The sequence below is a fragment of the Sphingomonas nostoxanthinifaciens genome (genome assembly GCF_019930585.1).
GTDB classification, from domain to species: Bacteria; Pseudomonadota; Alphaproteobacteria; order Sphingomonadales; family Sphingomonadaceae; genus Sphingomonas_I; species Sphingomonas_I nostoxanthinifaciens.
Map to the genome: position 1 here is coordinate 2,776,127 of NZ_CP082839.1, position 23,802 is coordinate 2,799,928.

Below are 23,802 nucleotides of genomic sequence, written 5' to 3' on the forward strand. Positions count from 1 at the left end.
CCTCACGCGTTCGCCAGCACGGGTTCCTTCGGCTCGGCGACGGCGATGTCGCGCTGCCAGCCCTCATTCTCCAGCTTGATCTTGCTGATCGCGATCGCGTTGGCATTGGCGTCGAGATCGGGCAGCGCCTGATATTCGGACACCCAGCAACGATAGACGTTGTAGACCACCACGACCTGCCCGGCCTCGTTGAGCAATTCGATGATGATGTCCTTGCGGAAATCGGCGAGGCTCATCTCGCCGCCGGGCTGGCTGCCATAATCCCACACCTTGTTGGCCCAGCTTTCGAAGCCGCGATCGTGGGTGACGCCGCGTTCCAGCGTGATCGCGTCATATTCGGTACGGCCGGGCGACTTGAAGCTGCCCGACGGATCGCCGCCGGAGCGGTGCTTCACCATCTCGGTCGTCCGCTTCAGCACCGACACCTTGGAGACGCCGAGGACGTAACGCCCGTCCCACTTCACCCGGAACTTGAAGTTCTTGTACGGGTCGAGCCGACGCGCATTGGTCGCAAAATCCCCCATCTTGCCCCCCTATGTCTTATTGATTGGCCTGGACGATCTGGCGGAGCGTCACGACGACGAACTCGGCCGGCTTCAGCGGCGCGAAACCGACCTGGATGTTGACGATGCCCTTGTTGATGTCGTCGGCGGTGGTGGTCGACCCGTCGCACTGGACGAAATAGGCGTCGGCGGCGGACGTGCCCTTGAACGCGCCCTGGCGGAAGAGCGTCTGCATGAAGGCGTTCACGTTCATGCGCAGCTGCGCCCACAGCGCCTCGCCATTGGGCTGGTGCACCGCCCAGCGCAGCCCCTGGCCGAGGCTCTGCAGGATGTAGTTGGCGGTGCGCCGCACCGGCAGATATTTCCAGTCGCTCGCGCGCGCATCCTCGCCGTCCAGCGTGCGCGATCCGAAATTGACCGTGCCGAAGATCGGGAACTGCCGGATCACATTGAGAGCGATCGGGTTGAGCCGCCCCTGATCGGCATCCGACGCCACCACCGACGGGCCATAAGCGCTGGCGATGAACGCGTCGGTGCCCGCGGGCGCCTGCCACACGCCGACATTGCCGTCGGTGCGCGCGATCACGCCGGCGATCGCGCCCGAGGGTGGATGCGACCGGATCGCGCCCGGCACCAGCGGGTCGTCCACCCGGATCGTCGGCCAGAAGGCGGCGGCGAAGGTGGAGCTGAAGGTGAACTGGGTCGACTTCCAATTCTCGGCGGCATCGACGTCAAGCACGTTGGGTGCGGGATCGACCAGCAGCAAGGCATGCTTCAGCCCGCAGATGCGCGCCGCCTCGGCATAGCAGGCCATCATGTTGGCGTGGAGCGGCACGGTCGCGTCGGCGGCGCTGCCGCGCACCAGATCGGGCAGGCACAATGTGTTGAAATAGGGATCGGGCGTCTCGAGCGCGGAGATCGCCGCGAGGAAATCGGCATCGCTCGGCTGGCCGTTCGGATCGCCGTCCACACCCGCCGTCGGCGCGGCATGCTGCTCGTCATAGATCAGCCCGAGCTGGTAGCGCGACACGTTGGTCGAGCGGACGGTCAGGTTGAAGTCGGCGAGCAGCGACGCATGGGTCGCGTCCGCCGCCTTGGCGACCAGCTCGACCTTGGCGTCGTTGAGCTTCGTCGTGAGCCCCGCCACCGGCACCGTGCCCAGCCGCAGCCGCAGCAGCCGCCCCGTCTCGAACAGGCCGATGTCCAGCTCCAGCCCCTGCAGCGCGGTCTTGATCGCGGGATCGGCACGCAGCGCGCCGTTGAGCGCGCTCGCCAGCCGGCCGCGAAACTCCTGCGGCGTGCGCGGCACCAGATCGTCTTTGGCGAACACGATCAGGCCGTCGACCTGGATCGCCGTGCCGGCGGTGCCGTCGGCCTTGATCGGCGTGATCGAGAGCGTCAGCCACTCGTCCTTCGCGAACTTGGGGCCCGCCGGCAGCGCGCCAAGCTCGATCACCGTCCCGGTCGGGCGCGGCGCCACAGCGGGCGTGGCCGGCGGACCGGCCAGCGCCGGCCCCGCATCGGCCGCGACGAAGCGCGAACCCGAGCCGATATCGTTTACGACCGTATCGACCTTGCGCACGTCCGTGCCGGAGGTGGAGAGCTTGGTCCACGTCTCGACCGCACCGCTCGTCACGTCGGCGACGGTCAGGTTGAAGCGGGTCGTGTCGGCGGCCGCCCCGAACGGATCGGCGCCGATCTCGAACGGGTCGATCTCGACATACAGGTTGGCGCCGGCCGCGCCCGAGCCGAGCGCGGTGACGGTCAGTCCCAGCGCGGTGGTGCCGAGCGAATTGAGCGTGATCGCCGCCTCGGTCGCGCCGCTGGCGGGCACGCGCACGACGAACGCCTCGCCGCCGCCATTCGCGAAGAAATGCAGCACCGAATAAGACAGGTTCGACGTCGGCGAGAGACCGCCGAAGAAGCGGGCGAAGTCGCCATAATTCTGGAGCTGGATCGCGCGCCCGTCGATGCCCGACAGGGTCGGCCCGACGAAGAGCGCGACCGAGGTCGTCGCGCCCGTTATCGCATGGACCCCGCTCGACACTTCCTGAAGATAAACCCCGGGTTGCCGAAACTGCAGCATGCCGAACGCCCCTCCCCCACCCACGAAGAATCGCGGTTGTTCATAGGCTTGGGACGATCGTTAACTAATCCGACTCCGCCCCCGCAGATCGAATATTAACTATAATATGGCGCACGGCAAGGCGACCGCGCCGAATTCTCATCCACGCACCCTCGTCATGCGGCGAGACCGTAGATGCGTCGCGGATAATCTCAGCGATAGTTGAAGCTGATCGAGATGCGCTCGTCGTTCGCGTCGCTCGGCATCACCTCGTGCCGCAGCCAGCTTTCCCACAGGAAGATCGTGCCGGCCTGCGGCGGGCAATAGACGAACGGTTGCAGCGCCTCGACCGCATCGGGCCGTCGCAGCGGCGCCGCCATCAGCATCGCCAGCCGCGGATCCTCGAGCTTCAGCGCACCCGATCCGGGCGGCACCGCGACGTAGAGCGTGCCCGACACGACGCTGTGCGGGTGGATGTGCCCCGAGTGCGTGCCCCCGCGCTTCATCACGTTGACCCACAGGCTGTCGAGCCGCAGCGGCCGCGCGAGATCGAACGCGCAATCCTGCGCGAAGGCAGCGACGTGGCGGTTGAGCCGCTTGACCAGCGCGCCGATCACCGGATCGCGCTGCGGCAGATCGTTGAGCGAGGCGTAGGACGTGTAGCCGCGAAAGCCATGCTCGCGCGACCAGCGGCGCCCGGCGCGATCCTCCTGCGCCAGCATCCGGCAGCTTTCCGCCAGTTCGTCGAGCAAGGCCGCATCGTCGAGCGCGGTCTCGCTGAACATCGTCGCGAACAGGCTGCGCGTTCCCATGCGCCCCGTTAGGGTCGCCGCCGCCTTTTGCCAATCCTCGCCCTGGTCAGGCGCCGGCGGCGAAGGCGAGCGAGCGGTACTGCACCTCGCCCGGCCCGGCGGCGTAGATCGCCGGCCGCAGGCTGAGGAAGCCGCCGCCCATATTGTGGTTGTAGCCCGACACCTCGAACGACACGACCTGCGCCCAATGCGTGCCGTCCTCGCTATAGGAGAAAGTGACGATCTCGCGATCATTGACCACGCGCAGATGCACCCGGCGCCCGGCGATGGTCGGGCGCGCCGGCCACATCTGGCGCGTGCCACCCTGGAAGCTGTGCAGCTTGCCCTCGGTCACGCCGACGCCGCAGAACAGTTTGTCGTCGTAGAACAGCAGCAGCCCGCCCTCGCCGCCGTCATGCACCTCCAGATCGACCGTGACGCGATAGACCGGCTCGCCGACGATCATCGCGAGCGGCGAGGCGTCCGCCGGCCCGCTGCCCTGCCCCTTGAGCCGCAGCCCGCCGGCCCCGAACCGCGCGCGTTCGAGATAGCCCGGCTGCGGCTTGAAGAAGGTCAGCGCGGTGCCGAGCGTGTCGTGTGCGAAATCGGTCGAGAGCGCGAAGCCGTGCGCTCCCGCGACCGCACCACGCGGCTTCGGCAGCGGGCCTGGCAGGATGCCGCCTGTCGCCTTGGGCCAGCCGTCGGCGGTCCACGTGAACGGCTCGAGCAGCACCTGCCTGCCGAGCGTGCGTAGGCCATTCTCATAGCCATGATAGATCAGCCACCAGCTGCCGTCGGGTGCCTCGAGCGGCGTCGCGTGGCCGCGTGACCACCACGGCTCGGTGCGGCTGGCGGTGTGGACGATCGGATTGTGCGGGCAATTCTCCCACGGCCCGAGGATTGAACGCGCGCGCGCGACGATCACCATATGGCTGGTCGGCGGCCCTGCAGTCCCGCCCTCGCCCGAGAACAGATAGAAATAGCCGCCGCGGCGGAGCACCTTGGGCCCCTCCAGCGCGAAGCCCTCGACCACCCAGTCGGGCGGGATCGGCCAGCCGTCATAGACCTTCTCGATCGGCCCGGCCTTGGACAGGCCGTCGTCGCTCAGCCGCACGCGATGCCCATCGCCGAGGAACAGATAGCGCCGACCATCCTCGCCGACCGCATGGCCGGGATCGATATAGCCCTCGATCGCCATGTCGTGCGGCTCGCTCCACGGCCCGTGCATGCTGTCCGCGTGGATGACGTAGACGCGGAACGGCGATCGCGACGGCGCTTCGGGCGTGGGCGGTACGAAGACCGGGATGTAGATGAAATAACGGCCGTCATGCTTGGCGATGTCGAGCGCCCAGACCGATCCGATCGGTGTGCGCAGCGCCGGCCCGATCGGCTGCCAGTTCACCAGATCGCGCGAATGCCAGATGATGATGCCGGGATAATGATCGAAGCTGGAGAAGGTCGCGTAATAATCCGCGCCATCCTTCAGCACGTTGGGGTCGGCGCGGTCGCCCGACACGATCGGGTTGAGGTAGCGGCCGTCGCCAAGATCGGCGCGCCGTTGCCCCTCGATGCCGGGCCTCCAGCCGGTGGCCGGCGCAGCGCCGTCGCGACAGGCAGGGGACGCGGCGCGCACCGGCGCCGTCCCGGCCAGCGACAGTGCAGCAGCCTCGAGCATCGTGCGGCGCGATATCGGCATGAACTATTCCTTCCCGGCGAAAGCGGACCGTCGTCTAATCGCGCCACACGTCGTGCCGCGCGTCGATGACGGCGGCAAGCCGGTCGGCGATCGCGGCATCGTCGGCCAGCGACGGGTGCGAGTGGCAGGCCGAGAAAGCGAGGCCGTCGATCGGCACGTAAGCGAGCCGCGTCTCCCCCTTCGCGCGCAGCGCCGCGACGACGCGCGATACCTCCGCCTCGATCTCGCCATCAGCCTTCTCGGTCGCCCACAGGATGATGAAGGCGTGCGGATCGCGCGCGCGCAGCATCTGCACCAGCCGCACATAGGTCGCCTCGAAATCGGCATGGAGCGCGTCGCGCGTCTTCCACAGCTCACCGTCGTGCAAGGCGGTGCTGAAATCGTTGGTGCCGAGCGCGATGACGATCACCTGCGGACGCCAGCCCGCATCGTCGGCGCGGGCGCTGTGGTCGAACAATGCGAACGGGTAAGCGCGCGGCAGCGTGTCGGCGGCGAAGCCGTTATAATTGCGCACCACGCCGCGCCCGGAGATCGCGTCGATCCGGTAATCGGCATCGTAATGCCGCGCGAGACGTGGGCCGAGGCCCGCGCTGCTGTCGGTCGTCGCCCACACCTCGTCGGTGGTGCACTCCTGCTTATGCGAGGTGTTGGCGTAACCGACCGTATGCGAATCCCCGACGAACTCGATCCGTCGCGCCTTCGCCGCGAGCGCGACGGGCATCGTGCCCGTGGCGGCGAGAAAACCGCCGAACGCGGTCGGCGCCGCCTGGCTTTCGGATGTCACCTCGACGCGCAGCCGATGCGCGCCGGGCGCGAGATCGTCGAGGCGATAGAGGCCGGGCGCGGGCTTCACCAAAGTGCCGATCGGCGCGTCGTCGACCATCACGTGGAGGATGACGTCACCGGCGCCGACGCGGAAGAACGCCGCCGTGCCACGAAACCCTGTCTCGAAATATGTGCCCGGCCATTGCCGGCGAAAACCGGCCGCTCCGTCCGCGACCGCGCGACCGCCGACGCGCGTCGGCAGCGCCGTCAGCCCGGCGGCATCGCCCGGCGCCGGCGCGAGCCGGGCGGCGGCCGAAGCACTCGCGGCAAACAGCAACACGCATCCCATCGCGAACCTGCGCATCGTCGTGCCTCTCCTCGTTTCGCGGTGTCGGTAGCGCGCCCATCGCGTCGATGCGAGCGCCCCTGTTCGAACGACCGACTGGAATGACTGAATAAAATCGCGCGGCGCTGCTTTGCAAAGCGAACGATTATGCCACATCTGGGTTGATGCGCCGGTGCCCGGCATTATCGTATCGGCGCCAATGCTCAGGCGGACGGGACATATGTCCCCCAAATCAAAGGCACCGATATGACGGACAAGCATGAAGAGCGGCATCGCAAGGTAAGCGAACGCGCCTACGCCATCTGGGAAGAAGAAGGCCGTCCCGGCGGTCGCCACGACCAGCATTGGCACGATGCCGCGCGCGATGTCGATGCGAGCACGGTCGAGACGCCGGCGCCCAAGGCGAAGGCCGCCCCGCGCAAATATACCAAGAAGGCAAGCGCCGTGGCCGCGCCTGCGCCCGCCGCCGAGCCGGCACCGGCTCCGGCTCCGGCCGCAAGCGCCAAGCCCGCCCCGGCGGCGAGCGCAAAGGCGCCTGCCGTCAGCGAAACGCCCACCGCTGCCGCCAAGCCGCCGGTGAAGGCCACGCGCGCACCGCGCACGGTCAAGCCGAAGAAGCCCTAAGCGCGGATCGACCGGAACAGCGCGGCATATTGCTTTGCCGCGCTGTTCCACGAACAGTCGGTCGCCATGCCGTTTTGCTGGAGCTGCGCCCACGCCGCTTCGTCGTCGCGGTAAAGCTCGGCCGCGCGGCGGATTGCGGCGCGCATCGCCGGCACCGATCCGGGCGCGAACTGGAAACCGGTCGCGACCCCCTGCGCCAGCGCATAGGGGCTCGCGTCAATCACCGTATCGGCCAGCCCGCCGACCCGCGCGACGATCGGCACCGCGCCATAGCGCAGCGCATACATCTGGGTGAGGCCGCACGGCTCGAACCGCGACGGCATCAGAAAGGCATCCGACCCCGCCTGGATCTGGTGCGACAGCGCCTCGTCATAGCCGATGCGACAGGCGACGCGATCGGGGCTTGCCGCCGCCGCCGCGACGAAGGCCGCTTCCATCCCCGCATCGCCGCTCCCGAGCAACACGATCTGCACCTCGCCGAGTTCGGGCAGCAGGGCGAGCAGAAGGTCCATGCCCTTCTGCTCGGTCATCCGCCCCACCGAGCCGATCACGAAGGCCTCGGGTGCCTCGGGCAGGGCGAATGCACGCTGCAGCGTGCTCTTGTCGGCCGCGCGTCCCCCAAGATCGGCTGCGGAATAACGCGCCGCGATGCGCGGATCGGCGGCCGGATCCCACACGTCGGTGTCGATCCCGTTGAGGATGCCCGACAGCACCTGTCCGCGCCCGGCGAGGAGGCCGCCGAGCCCCATTCCGCCCTCGGGCGTCGTGATCTCGGTTGCATAAGTCGGCGAGACGGTCGTGATGCGGTCGGCGAAGATCAGGCCGCCCTTGAGGAAGCCGATCGACCCGTAATATTCGAGCGCATCGAGCGCGAACGCCTCGGCCGGCAGCCCCAGCGCGCCGAGCAGATAGGCGGGAAAGATGCCCTGGAACGCCAGATTGTGGATCGTCATCACCACGCCCGGCCGCCGCGTGGGCGGATCGTAGTGCAGATAGACCGCCGTCAGCGCCGCCTGCCAGTCGTGCAGCTGGACGACGTCGGGCAGCAGATCGGGCAGCAGCCCCGATGCGACGTCCGCCGCCGCGCGCGCGAACGCGCCGAAGCGCAGCGGATTGTCCGGCCAGTCGCGCCCGTCCGGCCCGAGATACGGATTGCCGTCGCGCGCGAACAGATGCGGCGCGTCGAGCACCAGCAGATCGAGCCCCGCCACTGTCGCCCGCCGCAACGTCGCCGGGCCGCCCATCAACGCATCGTAGGCGTGGACGACGGCCGCATCGCCGATTGCGCCCAGCACGGCCGGATAGCCGGGGACGAAGGTGGTCACCGCCACGTCCTCCGCCGCCAGCGCCGCGGGCAGCGCGCCGGCGACGTCGGCCAGCCCGCCCGTCTTCACGAGCGGATAGACTTCGGGCGTGACCGACAGGAGCGACAGCGGCATCAGAGGTCCAGCGCGTCGATCATCTTCTGGGTAATCAGGCAGACCCCATTCTCGGTGCGACGGAAGCGTCGCGCATCCTCTTCGGGATCCTCGCCCACGACAAGCCCTTCGGGAATGATGACGCGGCTGTCGACGATCACGTTGCGCAACTGCACCGAGCGGCCGACCTGCACGCGCGGCATCAGCACCGCATTCTCGATCGTCGAGAAGCTGTTGACGCGCACGCCGGTGAACAGCAGCGAGTGGCGCAGGCCGGCGCCCGAGACGATGCAGTCGCCCGACACCAAGGACGACACCGCCTCGCCGCGCCGGCCATCCTCGTCATGGACGAACTTGGCCGGCGCCGTCATCTCGGCATAGGTCCAGATCGGCCACTCGCGATCGTAGAGGTCGAGTTCAGGAACGGTGTTGGTCAGGTCGAGGTTCGCGGTGAAGAAGGCATCGAGCGTGCCGACGTCGCGCCAGTAGGGCTCGCCGGTCGGCCCCGAGCGCAGCGCCGACTTGCTGAGATGATGCGCGCGCGCATTACCGTCGCGCACCAGCTTCGGCACGATATCCTTGCCGAAATCGTGCGACGAGTTCGGATCGGCCGCATCCTCGCGCAATATGTCGGCGAGGAACGACGTCTCGAACACGTAGATGCCCATGCTGGCGAGCGCGAGATCGGGATGGCCCGGCATCGCCGGCGGATCGGCCGGTTTCTCGAGGAAATGGAGGATGCGGTCCTGCTCGTCGACGTGCATCACGCCGAACGCCGTCGCCTCCGCGCGCGGCACCTCGACGCAGCCGACCGTCACGCTGGAGCCGAACTCGCAATGCTCCTCCAGCATCACGCCATAATCCTGTTTGTAGATATGATCGCCGGCGAGGACGACGATGTACTTCGGGCGATAGCTCTCGATGATGTCGAGGTTCTGGTGAACCGCGTCGGCGGTGCCGAGATACCAGCTCTCTTCCGAGATGCGCTGGCTCGCGGGCAGGATGTCGAAGCTCTCGTTCCGCTCGGGGCGGAAGAAGCTCCAGCCGTGCTGCAGGTGGCGGATCAGGCTGTGCGACTTGTATTGCGTGGCGACGCCGATCCGCGGAATGCCCGAATTGAGCGCGTTCGACAGCGCGAAATCGACGATCCGCGTCTTGCCCCCGAAATAGACTGCGGGCTTGGCGCGGCTGTCGGTCAGCTCCATCAATCGGCTGCCGCGCCCACCCGCCAGCACGATGGCCATGGCCTGCCGGGTGACGAGGCCTCGCAACGTTGCACTTGGCGGCATTGGGCATCCTTCTCTTGTCCACCATGAAGCCGTTTTGACGCTTCGGGTTCCATGACATCATAGCAATAAAGATCGCCGGGCACTTCCCGGCGGTTGCGACGTTCGGAAGCCAGCGAATGAAGGGGCAAAGGGTGCAGCAGGCGCAACTCACGTCGATCGATTGGCTGCACGACCCGTTTTCCTTCCTGGGCCCGCATGACGGGTTGGCGCGCACGTTTCAGCCGGGCGCGACCGCGGTGACGCTCGTCGCGGGCGGGCGCGAAACCGCGCTTGCCGCGGGCTCGCCCGAAGGCGTGTTCGCGGGTCCGTTTTCCGGCGAAGGCCCTTACGTGCTGCGCGTCACATGGCCCGACGGCGCGACCAGCGAGAGCGAGGATCCGTACGCCTTCGGACCGGTACTCGGCGACCTCGACCTGCACCTGCTGCGCGAGGGCCGGCACTGGGATCTGCCGCTGCGGCTCGGCGCCAACCCGGTGGAGCATGACGGCATCGACGGCACCGCCTTCGCCGTGTGGGCGCCGAATGCGCGCGCGGTGAGCGTGATCGGCGATTTCGCCGGCTGGGACAGAACGCGCCTGCCGATGCGGCTGCGCCACGATGCCGGCGTGTGGGAATTGTTCGTGCCGCGCGTCGGCGCGGGCGCGCATTACAAATATGCGGTGCTGGGTGCCGACGGCGTGTGGCGCGAGAAGGCCGATCCACTGGCGCGCGCGACCGAGCTTCCGCCGGCCACCGCCTCGATCGTCGCCCCCGCGCCCGATTTCGGCTGGAGCGACGATGCGTGGATGGCCGACCGCGCCGAGCGCCAGCATCCCGGTGCGCCGATCTCGGTCTACGAGGTCCATGCCGCGTCGTGGCGCCGGCCGTGGGACGGCGGCGAGCATGATTGGGAGCAGTTCGGCGACCAATTGATCCCCTATCTGGTCGAGATGGGCTTCACCCATGTCGAGCTGATGCCGATCATGGAGCATCCGTTCGGCGGATCGTGGGGCTATCAGCCGCTCTCGCAATTCGCGCCGTCCGCGCGCTACGGCACCGCCGAGCAGTTTGCGCGCTTCGTCGATCGCTGCCACGCCGCCGGCATCGGCGTGATCCTCGACTGGGTGCCCGCGCACTTCCCCTCCGACGCGCACGGCTTCGCCTGGTTCGACGGCACCGCGCTCTACGAGCATGTCGATCCCAAGGAAGGCTATCACCCCGACTGGAACACGTTGATCTTCAACCTCGGCCGGCAGGAGGTGACGGGGATGCTGATCGCCTCGGCGCTGTGGTGGTTGGAGCAGTTCCACGTCGACGGGCTGCGCGTCGATGCGGTCGCATCGATGCTCTACCGCGATTACAGTCGCCCGGCCGGCGAATGGGTGCCGAACCAATATGGCGGCCGCGAGAACCTCGAGGCGATCGCCTTCCTGCGCCGCATGAACGAGGTCGTCGCCGAGCGCTGCCCCGGCGCGATCACCATCGCCGAGGAATCGACCGCCTTTCCGGGCGTCACCGCCCCGCCGAAGCATGGCGGGCTCGGCTTCACCTACAAGTGGAACATGGGCTGGATGAACGACACGCTCCGCTATGTGGAGTATGAGCCGATCCACCGCCGCTGGCATCATGGCGACATGACCTTCGGGCTGGTCTACGCTTTCTCAGAGCGCTTCATCCTGCCGCTCAGCCACGACGAGGTCGTCCACGGCAAGGGGTCGCTGATCGAGAAGACGCCGGGCGACCGCTGGCAGAAGTTCGCGACATTGCGCGCCTATCTCGCCTTCATGTGGGCGCATCCCGGCAAGAAACTGCTCTTCATGGGCGGCGAGATCGCGCAATGGGCCGAATGGCATCATGACGGCCAGCTCGACTGGGCCTTGCTGCGCGAGGCCGATCATGCCGGCATCCAGGCGCTCGTGCGCGATCTCAACGCGGTCTATCGCGCCGAGCCCGCGCTCCACCAGAGCGACGCCGATCCGCGCGGTTTCGCATGGATCGTCGGTGACGATGCGGAGAATGGCGTGTTCGTGTTCCGCCGCACCTCGCCCTATGGCGGTGCCGCCCTGCTGTGCGCGGTCAACATGACGCCGGTGCCGCGCCACCATTATCGCGTCGGTGTCGCTGGCGCCGGGCGCTGGAGCGAGGTCTTCAACTCCGATGCCGTCCGCTATGCCGGCAGCGGGCTCGGCCACGCCGCCGATCCGCAGACCGCCGCCGTCCCGAGCCACGGCCAGAAGCAGTCGCTGGAGCTGACGCTGCCGCCGCTCGCCACCATCATCCTCCGTCACGAAGGGCCTCACGTTTGAGCCGTATTCCTACCCGCCTCGAAAGTGGCATCCCCTATCCACTCGGTGCCACGTTCGACGGGCTCGGCGTCAATTTCGCGGTCTTCTCGGCACATGCCGAAAAGATCGAACTGTGCCTGTTCGACGAGCATGGCCGGCAGGAACTCGCCCGGCTCGAACTGCCCGAATGGACCGACGAGATCTGGCACGGCTACCTGCCCGATGCGCGGCCCGGCCTGCTCTACGGCTTCCGCGCGCACGGCCGCTATGCGCCCGAGGAAGGGCACCGCTTCAATCCGAACAAGTTGCTGCTCGATCCCTATACGCGCAAGACGTTCGGGCGCGTGCGCTGGACCGACGCGCTCCACGGCTATCGCGTCAACTCGCCCAAGGCCGACCTCAGCTTCGACCGGCGCGACAGTGCCGCGGCGATGCCGAAGTCGGTGGTCGTCACCGATGCGTTCGACTGGGGCGACGATCGGCGGCCGAACGTGCCGTGGTCGGAAACGATCATCTACGAGGCGCACGTCAAGGGCCTGACCAAGCTGATGGAGAGCGTGCCGTCGGCCGAGCGCGGCACCTATCGCGCGCTCAGCCATCCCGACGTGATCGCACATCTCCAGCGGATCGGCATCACCGCGATCGAGCTGATGCCGATTCACGGCTTCGTGCAGGATCGCTTCCTGCAGCAGAAGGGGCTGACCAATTACTGGGGCTACAACACGCTCGCTTTCTTCGCGCCGGAGGGGCGCTATCTCGGGCGCGGCGACGCCGACGATCTGCGGCTGGCGGTGCGCCGCTTCCATGCGGCGGGGATCGAGGTGATCCTCGACGTCGTCTACAACCACACCGCCGAGGGCAGCGAGCTCGGCCAGACGATGAGCTTCCGCGGGCTCGACAATGCGACCTATTACCGGCTGCAGAAGGATAATCCGCGCTACTGCGTGAACGATACCGGCACCGGCAACACCTTCAACCTCGATCAGCCGCGCGTGCTGCAGATGGTGACCGATTCGCTGCGCCATTGGGCCGAAAGCTATCGCATCGACGGCTTCCGCTTCGATCTCGGCGCGACGCTCGGCCGCACCGGCGACGGCGCGTTCGATCCCGGCGCCTCCTTCTTCGACGTGCTGCGCCAGGATCCGGTGCTGGGCCGGGTCAAGCTCATCTCCGAGCCGTGGGACATCGGGCCGGGCGGCTACCAGCTCGGCAATCATCCCCCCGGCTTCGCCGAATGGAACGACAAGTTCCGCGACGACACGCGCCGCTTCTGGCGTGGTGACCCCGGCGTCCGCCCCGATTTCGCCGCGCGCATCGCCGGATCGGGCGACCTGTTCGATCGCCGCGCGCGCCGGCCGTGGGCCAGCGTCAATTATGTCGCCAGCCACGACGGCCAGCCGCTCGCCGACATCGTCCAGTACGAGCAGCGCCACAACGAAGCCAATGGCGAGGATAATCGCGACGGCCACAGCGACAATCTGTCGTGCAACTGGGGCGCCGAGGGACCGACCGACGATGCGGCGATCGACGCGGTGCGCGAGCGCGTCCGCCGCTCGATGCTCATCACCGTGCTCACCTCGCTCGGCACGCCGATGCTGCTTGCCGGCGACGAGTTCGGCCGCACCCAGCATGGCAACAACAATGCCTATGCGCAGGATAACGAGATCAGCTGGCTCGACTGGAAGCTGGCACGCAGCGAGGCGGGCGAGAGCCTGATCCACTTCGTCCGTCGGCTGATCCTGATCCGCAAGCATTACCCGCTCGTGCGGTCGAACGCCTTCCTCTACGGCGAGGAGATCGCGCCCGGCATCAAGAATATCGACTGGTTCGACGAGCGCGGCCAGTGCCTGTCGCCCGAGGATTGGCAGAATCCCGAGGGCAAGGCGCTGACGATGCGCCGCGCGAGCCTGACCGGGGATGGCGGGTTCGAGGCGATCACCTTGCTGATGAACGGATCGCAGGCGACGATCGACTTCGACCTGCCGGAGCCGCACCGTTATCGGCGCCTGCTGGTCGACAGTTCGGACACGAATATCGGCGAGCGCGACCTGACCGAGCAGACGATCGCGGTGGCCGACCGCACCGCCATCCTGATCTACTCCAACGGGCCGATCGACGAATGAGCTGGGGTCCGCTGCTGCTCGCCCCCGATCGCACGCGCTTCGCATTGTGGGCACCCGCGCTCGACGCGCTGACGCTGGAGATCGACGGCCCGCCGCCGCTCGCGATGGCGCCGGCCGGCGACGGCTGGTTCGCGGTCGAGGCCGCGTGCGGCGCGGGCGCGCGCTATCGCTTCCGCCTGCCCGACGGCGCTATTGTGCCCGATCCGGCGTCGCGCGCGCAGGATGGCGGCGTGCACGGCTGGAGCATCGTCACCGATCCCGCCGGCTATCGCTGGCAGGCGCAAGAATGGCGCGGTCGGCCGTGGCGCGAAGCGGTGATCCACGAAGTGCATGTCGGCGCGGCTGGCGGCTATGCGGGGCTGGCCGAAATGCTGCCGGGGCTCGCCGCGATCGGCTTCACCGCGATCGAGCTGATGCCGCTCGCCGCGTTCGGCGGCACGCGCAACTGGGGCTATGACGGCGTGCTGCCTTACGCGCCTGCCGCCAGCTACGGCACGCCCGACGATCTCAGGGCGCTGATCGATGCCGCGCATGGCCAAGGGCTGATGGTCCTGCTCGACGTGGTCTACAATCATTTCGGCCCGGACGGGAATTACCTGTCGGCCTATGCGCCCGATTTCTTCAAGGCCGACGTCCACACGCCATGGGGCGGCGCGATCGATTTCGGGCGTGCGCCGGTGGCGCAGTTCTTCATCGACAATGCGCTCTACTGGCTGCGCGACTTCCGTTTCGACGGGCTGCGCTTCGACGCGGTCCACGCGATCGCCGACAACGCCTTCCTCGACCGGATGGCGGCGGAGATCCGCGCCGGCGTGCCCGATCGTCATATCCATCTGGTGCTGGAGAACGAGCATAACGACGCCGCGCGGCTGGAAACCAGCTACGACGCGCAGTGGAACGACGATTTCCACAACGTCCTCCACGTGCTGCTGACGTACGAAACGCACGGTTATTACAAGGATTTCGCAGAAGCGCCGGCCGAACGGCTCGCGCGCTGCCTCGCCGAGGGCTTCATCTATCAGGGCCAAGGCTCGCCCAACCAGAAGGGCAAACCGCGCGGCAGCCCGAGCGGGCATCTGCCGCCGACGCGCTTCGTCAGCTTCCTGCAGAATCACGACCAGATCGGAAATCGCGCACTGGGCGAGCGGCTGACCCTGCTCACCAGCCGCGAACGGCTCCGCGCCGCCACCGGCCTGCTCCTGCTCTGCCCGCAGATCCCGCTGACCTTCATGGGCGACGAGACCGGATCGGAGAGCCCGTTCCTGTTCTTCACCGATTTCCACGACGAGCTGGCCGACGCGGTGCGCGAGGGGCGGCGCGGCGAATTTGCCGGCCATCCCGGCTTTGCCGACGAGAGCGCGCGAGACCATATTCCCGATCCGAATGCGCGGACGACCTTCGATCGCTCGCGCGCATTGCCCGGCCCGGATGCCGATGCGTGGCGCGCGCTCTACACGCAGCTGCTGGTGCTGCGCCGCGAACGGATCATGCCCCGGCTCGACGATGCCGCGGCGCTCGGTGCCGAGGCGATCGGCGCCAAGGCGGTGGTCGCGCGCTGGCGGATCGGCGCGGAGCAGCTCACGCTCGCGATCAACCTCGGCGACGATGCCGTGCCGTTCGCGGCGCCCGAAGCCACGCTGCTGGTGGCGATCGGTGCCGAGACCATCGACGGTACGTTGCCGTCCGCCAGCTTCGCCGCCTGGATCGCCTGATGAGCGACGCCGCCGTCACCGCGCTGGCCGAGGCCGCCGGCATCCTGATCGATTGGGAGGATGCCGACAGCAAGCCGCGCCGCGTCTCGATCGAAAGCCTGCGCGCCGTGCTGTCGGGGCTCGGCCTCGCCTGCGGCAGCGCCGCGCAATGCGCCGAGAGCGCCGCGCGGCTGCGTGCCGATACCGCCGACACCTCCCGGATCGTGGACGCCGGCGCGCCGCTCACCGGCCTGTCCGGGCGCGGCCTGCTCCATCTGGAAGACGGCACGACGCGCGATCTCGATCTCGCCGCCGCGCCTGCGATCGCCACGGCCGGCTATCATCGGCTCGAACATGCCGGCGGCGTGCTGCCGCTGATCGTCGCGCCGCCGCGCTGCGCGGTGCTGCCCGCCGATGCGCGTGCCTGGGGTCTCGCCGTGCAGGTCTATTCGCTGCGCGGCGACGGCGCGTTCGGCGATTTCCGCGCGCTCGGCGACTTTGCCGGCCACGCCGCGCGCGCCGGGGCCGATGCGGTGATGCTGAGCCCGGTCCACGCGCTCTTCACCGCCGATCCCAGCCGCTACAGCCCCTATTCGCCGTCGAGCCGCATCTACCTCAACCCCTGGTATGCCACGACCAGCGACGCGCCGGCCGCCGATGGCGACCTGATCGACTGGCCCTCCGCGGTCCATGCCAAACTCGCCGCCTTCCAGCGCGATTATGCGGCGATGCGCGACGATCCGGGCTTTGCGACGTTCCGGGCCACCGCCGATGCCGGCCTGCGCCAGCATGCTCTGTTCGAGGCCCTATACGCGCACTTCTTCGCGGCGACCGGGGCGCGCGGCTGGCAGGGCTGGCCCGAGCCGTATCGCACCCCCGCCTCCCCCGCTGTCGCCGCCTTCGCGCAGGCGCATGGCGACGCGATCGACTTCCATCTCTTTCTCCAGTGGCGCGCCGAGACCGACCTCGGCGACGCGGCAGCGGTGGCCTCCGCGATGCGGATCGGGCTGGTCGCCGACATCGCGGTCGGGATCGACGCCGGCGGCAGCCATGCGTGGGCGCGCGGCGACGAGCTGATGCTCGGCATCGGCATCGGCGCGCCGCCCGACGCCTTCCAGGCCGAGGGGCAGAATTGGGGCATCACCAGTTTCTCGCCGTTCGCGCTGCGCACCAGGGCCTACCAGCCGTTCATCGACCTGCTGCGCAGCGCGATGCGCCATTCCGGCGGGGTGCGGTTCGATCATGCGCTCGGCCTGCGCCGGTTGTGGGTGGTGCCGAGCGGCGCCTCGCCGCTCGACGGCGCCTATCTGCGCCAGCCCGAAGCGGATCTGCTCCGCCTGATCGCCTTGGAATCGACCCGCGCCAACGCGATCGTGATCGGCGAGGATCTCGGCGTGGTGCCGGAAGGGCTGCGCGACACGCTCGCCGCGCGCGGCCTGCTCGGCATGCGCGTGCTGCCGTTCGAGCGCATGCCCGACCGCAGCTTCCGCCCGCCCGCTGCGTGGGATCGCGATGCGGTGGCGATGACCAGCACGCACGATCTGCCCCCCGTCGCCGGCTGGTGGCAGGCCAAGGATATCGACTGGCGCGAGACGCTGGGCGCCGCCGGCGACCGGGCGAAGGAACGGGCGGAGCGTGCGGATGATCGCGCATTGCTGTGGCGCGCCTTCACCGATGCCGGGGCCGCCACCGATCCGGCGCCCGCCGCCGACGTCCCCGCCCCCGTCGTCGATGCCGCGCTGGCATTCGTCGCCGGGACGCCCTCGACACTCGCCATCGTGCCGGTCGAGGATCTGCTCGGGCTCGACGAGGCGCCCAACCTGCCCGGCACGATCGACGAGCATCCCAACTGGCGCCGCCGCCTGCCCGACAAGGCCGAGGCGTTGTTCGCCCGGCCCGACGTCGCCCGCCACACCCGCACGTTCCGCACCGAAAGGCCCGCATGATCCCGCGCGCGACCTACCGCATCCAGTTCCATTCCGGCTTCGGCTTCGATCGCGCGGCCGGGCTGGCCGACTATCTCGCCGATCTCGGCATCAGCCACCTCTATGCCTCGCCGATCGGCACCGCGCGCGCCGGCTCGACCCACGGCTATGACGCGATCGATCCGACGCGGATCAACCCCGAGCTGGGCGGCGAGGACGGCTTCCGCGCAATGGCCGCCGCCCTGCGCGCGCGCGGTATCGGCATCATCGTCGATATCGTGCCCAACCATATGGCGGTCGGCGGCGCCGACAATCCGTGGTGGCTCGACGTGCTGGCGCAGGGGCCGGCGAGCCCGCACGCCTGCTTCTTCGACATCGACTGGTATCCGGCCGATCCGGCGCTGCACGGCAAGCTCCACGCGCCCTTCCTCGGCATGCCTTACTGGGAGGCGTTGACTTCGGGCGCCTTGGTGCTGGAGGCGGACGGCAGCGCGATCGTCGCGCACCGCACGCACCGTTTCCCGATCCGCGCCGAGGATCGCGCCGCCTTCCCCGCCGACGCCGATCTGCCCGCGCTGCACGACGGGCGCGACCCCGCCGGCGCCGAGCGGCTGCACGCATTGCTCGAACGCCAGCATTACCGCCTCGCCTGGTGGCGCACCGCAGCCGACGAGATCAACTGGCGTCGCTTCTTCGACATCACCGAGCTGGCCGGGCTGCGGATCGAGGATGCGCACGTCTTCGACACCGTCCACGCTTTGCCGCTGCGTCTCTATGGCGAGGGGCTGATCGACGGGCTGCGCATCGACCATGTCGACGGCCTCAGCGACCCGACCACCTACCTGCAGCGCCTGCGTGGTGCGATGGATACCGTCCGCGCCGAGCCCGGCTATCTGGTGGTCGAGAAGATCCTCGCCGCCGACGAGCGCCTGCCGCGCGACTGGCGGACCGACGGCACCAGCGGCTACGACTTCATGAACGAGGTCGCGGCCCTGCTGCACGATCCCGCGGGCGAGGCGCCCCTGAACGCGCTGTGGGCGCAGACGAGCGGCCGCTCGCCACGCTTCGCAGACGAGGAGCATGAAGCGCGGATCGAGATAATCGAGCGCACCTTCCCCGGCCAGCTCGGCGCGGTCGCCTGTGCCTTCCACCGCCTCGCGCGCGCCGACGCCGCCACGCGCGACGTCACCGCCGGCATGATCCGCCGCGCGCTTACCGGGCTGCTGGTCAATTTCTCCGCCTACCGCACCTATGCCGGCACCGCCGAGGATGGCGGCGAGCGGCTGCGCCGCGCCGCCGACGCCGCGCGCGCATCGGCGGCACCGGGCGAGGCCGACATCATCGACCGGCTGGTCGGCTGGATCATGCATGCGGGCGAAAGCAAAGGCGCGGCGCGCGACGCGGCGCGGCGCTTCGAGCAGTTGAGCGCGCCACTGGCGGCCAAGGCGGTCGAGGATACCGCCTTCTACCGCTACGGCCGGCTGCTCTCGCGCAACGATGTCGGCTTCGATCCCGCCCGCTTCGCGCAATCGCCTGCGACGTTTTTGCAGCGGATCGCGGAGCGCGCGCGCGACTATCCGCATGCGATGCTCGCCACCGCGACGCACGATCACAAGCGCGGCGAGGATGTGCGCGCGCGGCTGGCGGTGCTGAGCGAGGCGCCCGACGAATGGGCCGCCTTGCTCGCCCGCTTCGATGCGGTGGGCGACGGGGTGGACCCCGGCGACCGCGCGATGATCCTCCAGACGATCGTCGGCGCCTTGCCTTATGACGGGCTCGACGGCTTCGCCGGGCGGGTGGCCGACTGGTCGCGCAAGGCGGTGCGCGAGGCGAAGCTACGCTCGTCGTGGACCGCGCCCGACGAGGCCTATGAGGAAGCGTGCGCCGGCTTCATCCGCGCGGCGCTGGACGATGCGACCAGCCGCGCCGCCATCGCCGCCTTCGTCGATCGCATCGCCCCGGCCGGCGCGATCAACGGCCTCGTCCAGACATTGCTGCGTTACACGCTTCCCGGCGTGCCCGATTGCTACCAGGGCACCGATCTGTGGGATCTGAGCCTGGTCGATCCCGACAATCGCCGTCCGGTCGATTATGCGGCGCGGTTCCCGGTCGCGGACTGGGCCGACGCGCCGACCCTGCTGCACGACTGGCGCACCGGCCGGGTCAAGCAGGCGCTGATCGCCGCCGCACTGGCCTTGCGCCGCGACAAGCCCGCTTTGTTCGCGGCCCCGCTCCGCCCGCTGGCGGTGACGGGGGCGCGCGCCGACCGGATCGTCGCGTTCGCGCGCGAGGCGGAGGGCGAGGCGCTGCTGGTCGTGGCGCCATTGCTGTGCCTCTCCGGCGCGCGCGCGGACAGCCTCGCGCTGGCGCCCGACTGGCTCGGCGACACGGCGGTGGCGTTCAACGATGAACGCCTCGACGTTGCGGATCTGCTCGGCGAGGCGCCGATCGCGCTGCGCGTGCGTTAGCCGCTCAGGCGGCGAGCGCCACCGCCGGCCGACCCTCCGCCAGCCCCGCGTCGCGCGCGAGCCCGGCGAAGGTGCCGCCGCGCGCGACCAGCTCGTCGAACGTGCCGGTCTCGATCATGCGGCCATGATCCAGCACGATGATGCGGTCGGCCGAGCGGATGGTCGACAGGCGGTGCGCGATCACGAAGGTGGTGCGCCCCTCGCGCAGCAGGTCGAGGCTCGCCTGCAGCCGCGCCTCGGTCGCGACGTCGAGCGCGCTGGTCGCCTCGTCGAGCAGCAGGATCGGCGCATTCTTGAGCAAAGCGCGGGCGATGGCGATGCGCTGGCGCTCGCCGCCCGACAGGCCCTGCCCGCGATCGCCGACCGGCGCGGCATAGCCGCCCTCCTTGCGTATGATGAAGTCGTGGCAGCCGGCGAGCCGCGCCGCCGCCTCGATCCGCTCCATCGTCGCGTGCGGATCGCCCATCGCGATATTCTCGGCGATCGAGCGGTTGAACAGCCCGGCCTCCTGAAACACGACCCCGGTCGAGGCGCGCAGCGAGGCGAGCGTGACGCTTTTGATGTCCTGCCCGTCGATCAGGATGCGGCCCGCATCGGGATCGAAGGCGCGCTGGAACAGGCCGAGCGCGGTCGACTTGCCCGATCCGGTCGGCCCGACGATCGCGATCGTCTCGCCCGGCTGCACCTCGAACGACAGGTTCTGCACCCGGCCGTTGCCGCCCGGATAGCGGAACGACACCTCGTCGAAACGGATGTGCCCGCGCGTCACCTGCAGCGGTGCGGCGCCCGGAAGCTCCTTGATGTGCGATTCCTCGTCGAGCACATCGAAGAATTGCTCGAGCGCGGGGAAGCGCTGGGCGAGGCCGACGATGAAGCTGGTCAGCTGCTCCAGCCGCGCGATCATCAGGGTCGCGAAGCCGACGAAGGTGACGACGTCGCCGACCGTGGCGAGATGATGCGCCGCCAGCGACGCGCCGATCGCGAAGATCGAGACGATCGCGATCGACGATGCGCCGCGCGTCAGCACCGCCGACACTGCCCACCAGTTCAGCACCGGATATTGGGCGTGCAGCAATTCGTGGAGCGAGGTGCGGATCGAGCGCAATTCGCCCGGCACGGCGAGGAAGCTCTGCAGCACGGTCACGTTGCCGAACAGGTCGCCGAGCTGGCCCGAAAGATCGGTGAACTGGTTCTCGACATGCGCCTGCCCGTGCGACGTGCGGCGCAGCACCACCAGATTGACCCCGGTATAGGCCACGAGCAGCGCCACCAGCACGAGCGCGAGCCGCCAGTTGGTGACGACCGCGATCGGCAGCAGCGCGAGCAGGATCACGCCGTTGACGATCTGCTCGCGCAGCAGCGGCAGCCACAGCGCGAACAGATTCTCGCAGCCGGAAATCATGATCCGCATCAGCCGTCCGGCGCGCGCCTGGAAATGGAAGGCCGGCGGCAGCGCCAGCAGATGCTCGACGAAGCGCGCCATCGCCGCCAGCCGGCGGCGGTGTGCAAGGCGATCGGCGCCGAGCGAGATCACCATCCCGCCGAGGAAGGCGGCGATGCTGATGCCGCACCACATCGCCACGAACGGCAAGGGGTTCGCGCCCGAGGTGAGGCCGTTGATCGCGCGGCCGAACAGGACCGGCTCGACAACCTGCAGCAGGGCGACGAGGCCGCCCGACGCCGCCAATGCGAGCGCCTTGCCGGCCTCCGGCCGCAACTTGCCGATGGCGCGAAAAAAGACGTGGTGACGCGCGTAAGCGCCGCGTGCTGCGAAGCCTGCCATGCTGCCCTGCTTGTTCGTGGTGTCGGGTCTGTCGCCGGGGCATTTGCCATCCTGGCGACGGCGGCCTCTCTAAACTTTGATGGTTAACAGAAGGTGACCGACGACTGACAAAGGTTAAGACCGTGCCTGCCCGGCCTTGGAACGTATAGTGAACATTTGGCTTGCAAAGTAGGATTTGGCGAGTCAGATGGTCGGGCTGCTGCCCTTGCCGAGGAGTCGCTTTCCATGCGCATGACCGAACAGTCGCCCGCTTCGCCCCGGCCGGCATCGCTCCATCGCGGGCCGGTCCGGCGATCCGGGAATGGCGGTGCGGACGGGGTCGGCTGACACGCCGGGAAGCGCACCCACCCCTGACGTAGTGTCACCTTCGTCACCTTCCGCCGGTCTGGCTGACCGACCACACGCCCGCGCTCGACAACAAAGTTGCACGCGGTGCCGAAACATAGCAGGTCCGCGGCAAGGGCGCGCCGCAGCCGCCCACGACATCGCCGCCGGACGGGAGAGGAACCTATGTCCAAGCTATCGATCGCCGCGCTCCTGCTCGCCTGTGCCGCATCGCCTGCCGCCGCCGAGATCAAACTGCCGCACCTGTTCAGCGATCATGCCGTGCTCCAGCGCGACCGGCCGCTCCACATATGGGGCTGGGCCGTCGCCGGCACGCCGGTCACGATCGCGCTCCACGGCCAGCATGTCGCGACGGTAGCCGATCGGCTCGGCCGCTTCGAGGCGTGGCTCGCACCCGAGCCGGCGGGCGGCCCTTATGTGCTGACAGTCGACGGCGGCGCGGCCGAGGGCAAGGCCAGCGCCAGCGACGTGATGCTGGGCGACGTGTGGTTCGCGTCGGGCCAGTCGAACATGGAGATGCCGCTCGCCGGCTTCCCGCCGACGGCGCACGTCAAGAATGCCGATGCGGAGATCGCCGCGGCGACCAACCCGCATATCCGCCTGCTCCGGATCGAGCATAAGGGCAGCGCGGTGCCGCTGCGCGACAATGATGCGACGTGGACCACCACCACGCCCGCCACCGCCGCGAAATTCTCGGCGATCGGCTATTTCTTCGCGCGCGAGATCGCCGCGCGCGAGCATGTCACGGTCGGCGTGATCGATTCGACCTGGGGTGGCACGCCCGCCGATAGCTGGGTGTCGGCCGATGCCTTCGCGTCCGATGCGGCGCTCGCCCCCTCGCTCAACGCGCGCGCGCGCTTCCAGCGGGACCAGACCGACGCCGATCTCGCGCTTGCCGCCGAGGCGCGCGAGGATGCCGCGATCAAGGCGCAGGGCGGCACCCCGCCGCCGCACGACTGGCACCCGCCCGAGGAGGCCTATCGCCCGTCGGCGCTCTACAACGCGATGGTCGCGCCGTTCACCGGCTACGGCATCAAGGGCGTGATCTGGTATCAGGGCGAGACGAACAGCAATGTCGCGCGCGCGCCCTTCTACGCCGATCTGTTCCGCGGGCTGATCGTCGACTGGCGCCACGCCTGGGCGCAGGGCAATTTCCCCTTCCTGTTCGCGCAGATCTCGTCGTTCGATTCACCCAAGGAGGAATGGGGCATCGTCCGCGACGCGCAGCGCCGCACGCTCGCGCTGGTGGATACGGCGATGGCGGTGACGACCGACGTCGGCGATCCGGCGAACGTCCACCCGAGCGACAAGCAGACGGTCGCCGCGCGGCTGGCGCTCGCCGCGCGCGGCGTCGCCTATGGCGAGCGCGTCGCCTATTTGCCGCCCTTGTTCCGCCAGGCGACCGGCACCGGCGACGGCATGCGCGTGTGGTTCGACAATGCCGCCGGGCTGACGAGCCGCGGCGCGCCGGTGAGCGGCTTCGAGATCGCCGGGGCCGACCACCGTTTCGTGCCCGCGACCGCGCGGATCGACGGCGACGGCGTGATCGTCTCGGGCAGCGTCGCCGCGCCGCGTTACGTCCGCTACAATTGGAGCAACGTCGTGCCGGGCAGCCTGTACAATGCCGCCGGCCTGCCCGCCTCAACCTTCACCTCGGAAGAAAGGCTCGACGGCCATCTCGTCTTTCCCTGACGGCGGCCCTGCAC

General features: G+C 68.9%; 15 protein-coding genes. 7 read left to right on the plus strand and 8 right to left on the minus strand.

The features are described 5' to 3' along the window. Positions 1–2: 2 nt before the first annotated feature. The 5 genes from K8P63_RS13010 to K8P63_RS13030 all read right to left on the minus strand — a co-directional run bounded on the left by K8P63_RS13010 (position 3) and on the right by K8P63_RS13030 (position 6,184). On the minus strand, positions 3–524 hold the full coding sequence (locus K8P63_RS13010; protein ID WP_223796454.1) for a phage tail protein: 522 nt from the start codon (positions 522–524) through the stop codon (positions 3–5). Between the two features lie 16 nt (positions 525–540). Next, positions 541–2,589, minus strand: coding sequence for a phage tail sheath family protein (locus K8P63_RS13015; protein ID WP_223796455.1), 2,049 nt, complete (start codon positions 2,587–2,589; stop codon positions 541–543). 191 nt (positions 2,590–2,780) lie between these two features. Then, on the minus strand, positions 2,781–3,380 hold the full coding sequence (locus tag K8P63_RS13020; RefSeq protein ID WP_223796456.1) for a TIGR02466 family protein: 600 nt from the start codon (positions 3,378–3,380) through the stop codon (positions 2,781–2,783). 46 nt (positions 3,381–3,426) lie between these two features. Further along, positions 3,427–5,055: a family 43 glycosylhydrolase gene (locus K8P63_RS13025; protein WP_223796457.1), complete on the minus strand. Its 1,629-nt coding sequence runs from the start codon at positions 5,053–5,055 to the stop codon at positions 3,427–3,429. A 34-nt stretch (positions 5,056–5,089) separates the two neighbouring features. Next, the gene (locus K8P63_RS13030; RefSeq protein ID WP_223796458.1) at positions 5,090–6,184 is read right to left on the minus strand and encodes an SGNH/GDSL hydrolase family protein; all 1,095 of its coding nucleotides are present in this window, start codon (positions 6,182–6,184) and stop codon (positions 5,090–5,092) included. Between the two features lie 228 nt (positions 6,185–6,412). Here K8P63_RS13030 and K8P63_RS13035 point away from each other — a divergent pair, with 228 nt between their 5' ends. Continuing rightward, positions 6,413–6,790: a DUF2934 domain-containing protein gene (locus K8P63_RS13035; protein WP_223796459.1), complete on the plus strand. Its 378-nt coding sequence runs from the start codon at positions 6,413–6,415 to the stop codon at positions 6,788–6,790. On the opposite strand, the gene glgA is transcribed toward K8P63_RS13035, so the two are convergent. After that, complete coding sequence (gene glgA / locus K8P63_RS13040) at positions 6,787–8,229, minus strand: glycogen synthase GlgA (RefSeq protein ID WP_223796460.1); 1,443 nt, start codon at positions 8,227–8,229, stop codon at positions 6,787–6,789. The genes K8P63_RS13035 and glgA overlap by 4 nt on opposite strands. Further along, positions 8,229–9,497 (minus strand): glucose-1-phosphate adenylyltransferase, encoded by a 1,269-nt coding sequence (glgC, locus tag K8P63_RS13045; protein WP_223796461.1) that lies wholly within the window; start codon positions 9,495–9,497, stop codon positions 8,229–8,231. Before glgC ends, glgA begins: the two co-directional genes overlap by 1 nt. 131 nt (positions 9,498–9,628) lie before the next feature. Between glgC and glgB the strand changes: the two genes are divergently transcribed. The 5 genes from glgB to treY are packed head-to-tail and all read left to right on the plus strand — an operon-like array spanning position 9,629 to position 19,968. Further along, entirely contained in the window at positions 9,629–11,782 is a 2,154-nt protein-coding gene (gene glgB / locus K8P63_RS13050) for a 1,4-alpha-glucan branching protein GlgB (RefSeq protein WP_223796462.1), read from the plus strand. Next, the gene (glgX, locus tag K8P63_RS13055; protein ID WP_223796463.1) at positions 11,779–13,884 is read left to right on the plus strand and encodes a glycogen debranching protein GlgX; all 2,106 of its coding nucleotides are present in this window, start codon (positions 11,779–11,781) and stop codon (positions 13,882–13,884) included. The genes glgB and glgX overlap by 4 nt, the downstream gene beginning before the upstream one ends. Further along, the gene (gene treZ / locus K8P63_RS13060) at positions 13,881–15,596 is read left to right on the plus strand and encodes a malto-oligosyltrehalose trehalohydrolase (RefSeq protein ID WP_223796464.1); all 1,716 of its coding nucleotides are present in this window, start codon (positions 13,881–13,883) and stop codon (positions 15,594–15,596) included. The genes glgX and treZ overlap by 4 nt, the downstream gene beginning before the upstream one ends. Beyond that, positions 15,596–17,521: a 4-alpha-glucanotransferase gene (gene malQ, locus K8P63_RS13065; protein ID WP_223796465.1), complete on the plus strand. Its 1,926-nt coding sequence runs from the start codon at positions 15,596–15,598 to the stop codon at positions 17,519–17,521. The genes treZ and malQ overlap by 1 nt, the downstream gene beginning before the upstream one ends. Then, entirely contained in the window at positions 17,518–19,968 is a 2,451-nt protein-coding gene (treY, locus tag K8P63_RS13070) for a malto-oligosyltrehalose synthase (RefSeq protein ID WP_223796466.1), read from the plus strand. Before malQ ends, treY begins: the two co-directional genes overlap by 4 nt. Before the next feature lie 4 nt (positions 19,969–19,972). On the opposite strand, the gene K8P63_RS13075 is transcribed toward treY, so the two are convergent. Then, positions 19,973–21,751, minus strand: coding sequence for an ATP-binding cassette domain-containing protein (locus tag K8P63_RS13075; RefSeq protein WP_223796467.1), 1,779 nt, complete (start codon positions 21,749–21,751; stop codon positions 19,973–19,975). A gap of 510 nt (positions 21,752–22,261) precedes the next feature. On the opposite strand from K8P63_RS13075, the gene K8P63_RS13080 reads away from it, so the two are divergent. Then, complete coding sequence (locus K8P63_RS13080) at positions 22,262–23,788, plus strand: sialate O-acetylesterase (protein ID WP_223796468.1); 1,527 nt, start codon at positions 22,262–22,264, stop codon at positions 23,786–23,788. The last annotated feature ends 14 nt before the right edge of the window (positions 23,789–23,802 follow it).